This window comes from Microcystis sp. LE19-41.2A, from assembly GCF_027530405.1.
GTDB classification, from domain to species: Bacteria; Cyanobacteriota; Cyanobacteriia; order Cyanobacteriales; family Microcystaceae; genus Microcystis; species Microcystis aeruginosa.
In genome coordinates, this window is sequence record NZ_JAPZQJ010000190.1 from 1 (window position 1) to 4,376 (window position 4,376).

Genomic DNA, 4,376 nt, shown 5'->3' on the forward strand with positions numbered 1-4,376 from the left:
ACTTCATTGAGAAAGTTTAATTCTTCTTGCTTTTTCCAATCAGTTAGCATTGAAGAAGTTTGAGCGTAGCCTACTCTTTCTTGCTTTTCGTACCAAGCTTGTGTTCGTTCGTGGAGAGCTTTGTTGTAAACTAATCTTACACAGCCCAAAGTGCGCCGCAATAGCGACTCTTGTTCGGGTGTTGGGTAAAATCGGTAGCGATAGCTTTTCCATATCTCGCATTCTAGCATATATTTCGTAAATGTGCTAATATTTAACAGTAAAGCCGTCGTTCTACGACGGGGTTTCAGACCCAAATTTTCGATGAACCCGATTTTTTCCGATATATTTGACGGCAATCTCTTAGACAATAACATAACTAACGGTACTGGCCTCGCCGATAATATCGTTCTTGATAACGGTAATGACACTTCTGACGGTGGTGCTGGTGATGATCTAATGTATGGTAATGGGGGCAGCGATAGCCTTCTAGGTAATGCGGGCAGCGACAATATTCAAGGTGGTTCAGGTAATGACACCCTCGATGGTGGATCCGGTAACGACACCCTGATTGGTGGCAGCGGCACTGACACAATGACCAATGGTGCGGGTAACGACATTTACCGATTCTTGAGTGTATCAGATAGTCAGGTCGGTGCTGCGCGGGACGTACTTACAGATTTCGCTCCTGGATTGGATAAGATTGACCTATCGGAGATCGATGCCAATACTACTATAGCGGGTGATCAAGCTTTCACTTTTATTGGTACTGCTCCCTTTGGTACTCCTCCCCATGGCGTTGGTCAAGTCAACTACTTTATTTCTGGTAGCAATTTGATTGTTCAGGCAGAAATTGAGGGAGATGGTAACTTAAATGTTGATATGCAAATTCAACTCAATGGTGGATTAGCTGCGATTGCGGCGACAGACTTTATCCTCTAGTCTGTGACTAATTGCACTTTTTAATCTCACGTTAGAGACAGTAAAATCTACTCCTCGGCGTGAGATTAATGTTTAGTCGGATGGAAGCATCAACACCATAATAGCCAGAAATTACTGTAATTTGATGGGCGGAGTCGGACTCGAACCGACATGAGGGGCTGCCTCGCCACATTTTGAGTGTGGTGCGTCTACCAATTTCGCCATTCGCCCTTGGCATTAGCTTTATCATTATAACCCATTTTTGGACTCTTTAACAAATTGTGATAATCGGGGGAACTAGCCCAACGATCGATTTCTCGCGCGCGCAGGACGGGGAGGGGATGGGTTAACTGTTGGGTTTGCAAACCCTTTAACATTTCGCCCATTTCCGAGGTGCTGACGGCATCGTAGGACTTGGCCTGATCGATAAAAGCCTCTAAATTTAGTAAAGGTGCGAGACTGGGGGAACCTCCGGCTAACTTCATTAACACCGACATGACGATTTTTGGGTCTTGAACTGCCAATAAAGCCGCTCGATCGCAACTAAACTCGGCGCAGCGCACCCATGCTAACATTCTCTCCTGTAGGGATCGTGCTAACATTGTCCCCCAATTGGGCAGTAATCCCGCCGCTAGGACCATAATATTGGCTAAAGTGAGATAAACGCCGTGTTCACATTTGAGATGACCTAATTCGTGGGCGATTACCGCTTGAATTTCTGCGGGAGTCAGCATTTCAATTAGGGAAGTGTGCATCACCATAAACGGTTTTTTGCCGCGCATGGCGAAGGTATAGGCGTTAGGAACGGGGTTTTGTTGAATGTATAATTGAGGTGGTTCTAAGTCGAGAATTCGGCAAGCTTCTAGGAGGAGATTATGCAGGTCGGGTAATTGTTTTTCCCCCACCAAAACACTAGCAGCAATGTTATTTAAGTAAAAGAATTCCTCAGCAACCGAACCTAATAAACTTCTCACGGCTATATCTAACCCAGGCAACTGTTTAAGGGAATTAGTGGCCTCTAGGTCGATGGGATGCCGAAAATCATTGGCTTTTAAGCCGAGTAATAACTGTTTTGATAATTCCATATTCTTATTCATTTAACCAAGCTTTGATGCGTTCTAAACTTTTCCAATCGGGTTTTCTAGCTAAACCATCGGCGATATTTTCATCCACTTCTTGGCGAACTTCTTTGTTTAAACTAACTAATTGTTGCACCAGTTCGATATGTTCTCTAACTCCGGCGGTTTTGGTTTCCAACATAGCTAAAACCAAATTGATCCGGTTTTGGGGGGAAACTTTATCGAGTTTAACGGCTTTTTGGGCGGCTTTTAGGGCTAATTCCGGTTTATCGGTGAGCATATATAACCAAGCTAAACAGGACCAAACGGCGGCATTTTTCGGACTGCGATCGCTTAATTGTTTAAATTCCGGCAATAAACTGGCGGCGCTTTCTCCCTGTTGGTAGCGTTCTAAACCTTGTTCGAGGGTAAAATTGGCGGTTTCTGTCATTTTCAGCTAGGGGGTTAATCAAGGAGCAAATTTAACGGTTATCGGCGTATTACACAAAGCTAGTACAATTTACCTTTATCTAGTATTCTAGCAAAATTTGTCCCTTTGTCAGCAAAATTTTAAAAGACGATGCCGCGTTCTCGCCAGATCATCAATAAGCCACTCATCGAAACGAATAACATCACTGCTTGTTTAAATTGTTGGGGACTCATTTTTTCTAAAACTTTTTGTCCTAACCAATTGCCCGGCCAGGCCGCTAATCCTAACAATAAACCGTAACCGAGAAAAGGCAGATGTAAAACTCCAAAGGCTGCGTAGGCGATTAATTTGGCCACATGAACTACTACCATGTGAACGGATTTCGTTGCCACCATTGGTTCTTTAACTAGCCCATAGTTGATATAAAACAGGTTCATCATCGGGCCGGTACTACCGACTAATCCTGAGAGGAAAGCGTAGATAAATCCCGAGGGCATAAAATACCAAGTTTTAATCTCAAAAAAAGGATTTTCTTCTTGGGGAAATAATTGTTTAAGCGAGGATAAAACCAGAAAAATTCCCAAAACTAGCGGCAACCATTTGAATTGTAAATGGGCAAAGACAAAAGCGCCGAGGGTAGATCCCATAATTGCGCCGGGTAGATACCACACCGTCGAGGGCCAGTCAATGGCGCGCCAATACATTCCCATGCGTTGGACGTTACCGATTAGCATCCCCGTGGTCAAAACCGGAGGAATGACGGCAGCATCGAGAAACCAACCTAAAACGGGGAGTAGAATCAGGGGGCTGCCCCCACCAGCAAGGGTGCTAAAAAACCAAGCTAGACTACCTGCCAACATCAAGGTAACAATGATCATCGAGTTGTAAAGTTAATTCACAAAGAGTTACTTAATCTATTATGATATCTTCTTTGGGATCTTCATCGGTATAATGCCATTCCACATTGGGCATAGCCTCGAAAGCTTGCCGGACGTAATCTTCCCAGAGTTTCCGCATTTTGGCTAGGTAGGGATCTCCTAGGCGCAATTGTAACTTATGACGTAGGCTTAGGCTATTCGCTTCATACATACTCAAATAGATAGGCGGTCCAACGGAAATATTCGATTTCATGGTCGAATCGATGGAAAGTAAGGCACATTTAGCCATTTCCTCTAGGGGTGTATCATAGGTAATAGTGCGATCGAGAATCGGTTTACCGTATTTAGTTTCACCTATCTGTAAAAAGGGCGTTTCTTTGGTGGCTTGAATATGATTTCCCTGGGGATAAATCAGGAATAATTGCGGTTCTTCTCCTTTAATTTGTCCCCCAAGAATAAACTTACATTTAAAATCAATATTATCTTGTTCTAGCCAAGTTCTTTCCCTAGCTTGTACTTGACGACTTTTATCACCGATATAGTGGGCGATATCGTAGAGATGAGTCAGAGAATGGAGATTTTTATCCTCTTGATTGTGCAGATCTCTTTTTAGTTCGTGAATCACTCCTTGGCTAATCGATAAATTGCCCGATGTACAGACCATAATTACTCTTTCTCCCGATACCGAAAAGTCAAATAATTTCCGATAGGCCGAGATATAATCGACTCCCGCATTCGTGCGAGAATCCGCCCCCATAACAATGCCAAAACGATTGATAATTCCTAAACAGTAAGTCATTTTCAGTAATCAGTAAACAGTAATTAGTGAAGAGTAATCAGTAATCAGTAATCAGTAATTAGTAATCAGTAAACAGTAATCAGTAAACAGTAAACAGTAATCAGTGAAGAGTGAAGAGTGAAGAGTGAAGAGTGAGCGGTGAATAATATCATTTAAAGCTTAAAACTTAAGGTTCTTCGTTACTTGGTATGGTTCGATAGGGGGGCATAAATCGACTAAATCCTTATCTGGCAAGAGACTTAATTGATTAGTTCGCTCTAGAGCAAAAACAATTGACAAAAATCGCTAAATGCCTTTCTATATAAGGGTTC

6 protein-coding genes and 1 tRNA gene are annotated in these 4,376 nt (G+C 42.8%); 1 reads left to right on the forward strand and 6 read right to left on the reverse strand.

Going from position 1 to position 4,376, the window contains the following annotated elements; genetic code table 11:
- Positions 1 to 230 (reverse strand): helix-turn-helix domain-containing protein (locus tag O9290_RS08555; RefSeq protein WP_502846455.1); only part of this gene is annotated, 230 nt, incomplete at its 3' end.
- Between the two features lie 73 nt (positions 231 to 303).
- Between O9290_RS08555 and O9290_RS08560 the strand changes: the two genes are divergently transcribed.
- Complete coding sequence (locus O9290_RS08560; RefSeq protein WP_002757783.1) at positions 304 to 921, forward strand: calcium-binding protein; 618 nt, start codon at positions 304 to 306, stop codon at positions 919 to 921.
- A 125-nt stretch (positions 922 to 1,046) separates the two neighbouring features.
- Here the strand turns inward: O9290_RS08560 and O9290_RS08565 are convergent.
- The 5 genes from O9290_RS08565 to O9290_RS08585 all read right to left on the reverse strand — a co-directional run bounded on the left by O9290_RS08565 (position 1,047) and on the right by O9290_RS08585 (position 4,065).
- A tRNA-Leu gene (locus O9290_RS08565) sits at positions 1,047 to 1,131 on the reverse strand.
- Entirely contained in the window at positions 1,110 to 1,997 is an 888-nt protein-coding gene (locus tag O9290_RS08570) for a M48 family metallopeptidase (protein ID WP_288055183.1), read from the reverse strand. Before O9290_RS08570 ends, O9290_RS08565 begins: the two co-directional genes overlap by 22 nt.
- Positions 1,990 to 2,409: a tetratricopeptide repeat protein gene (locus O9290_RS08575; protein WP_079208852.1), complete on the reverse strand. Its 420-nt coding sequence runs from the start codon at positions 2,407 to 2,409 to the stop codon at positions 1,990 to 1,992. Before O9290_RS08575 ends, O9290_RS08570 begins: the two co-directional genes overlap by 8 nt.
- Before the next feature lie 119 nt (positions 2,410 to 2,528).
- A complete protein-coding gene (locus tag O9290_RS08580) occupies positions 2,529 to 3,266 on the reverse strand; it encodes a sulfite exporter TauE/SafE family protein (RefSeq protein WP_002757778.1) in 738 nt (245 codons plus the stop codon).
- Between the two features lie 31 nt (positions 3,267 to 3,297).
- Complete coding sequence (locus O9290_RS08585; RefSeq protein WP_061433336.1) at positions 3,298 to 4,065, reverse strand: proteasome-type protease; 768 nt, start codon at positions 4,063 to 4,065, stop codon at positions 3,298 to 3,300.
- Between the last annotated feature and the right edge of the window lie 311 nt (positions 4,066 to 4,376).

Excerpts from the sequence above, each read along its gene's own strand:
- O9290_RS08570 (WP_288055183.1), bottom strand. The coding sequence starts at position 1,997 with ATGAATAAGAATATGGAATTATCAAAACAGTTATTACTCGGCTTAAAA.
- O9290_RS08575 (WP_079208852.1), bottom strand. The coding sequence starts at position 2,409 with ATGACAGAAACCGCCAATTTTACCCTCGAACAAGGTTTAGAACGCTAC.
- O9290_RS08585 (WP_061433336.1), bottom strand. The coding sequence starts at position 4,065 with ATGACTTACTGTTTAGGAATTATCAATCGTTTTGGCATTGTTATGGGG.
- O9290_RS08580 (WP_002757778.1), bottom strand. The coding sequence starts at position 3,266 with ATGATCATTGTTACCTTGATGTTGGCAGGTAGTCTAGCTTGGTTTTTT.
- O9290_RS08560 (WP_002757783.1), top strand. The coding sequence starts at position 304 with ATGAACCCGATTTTTTCCGATATATTTGACGGCAATCTCTTAGACAAT.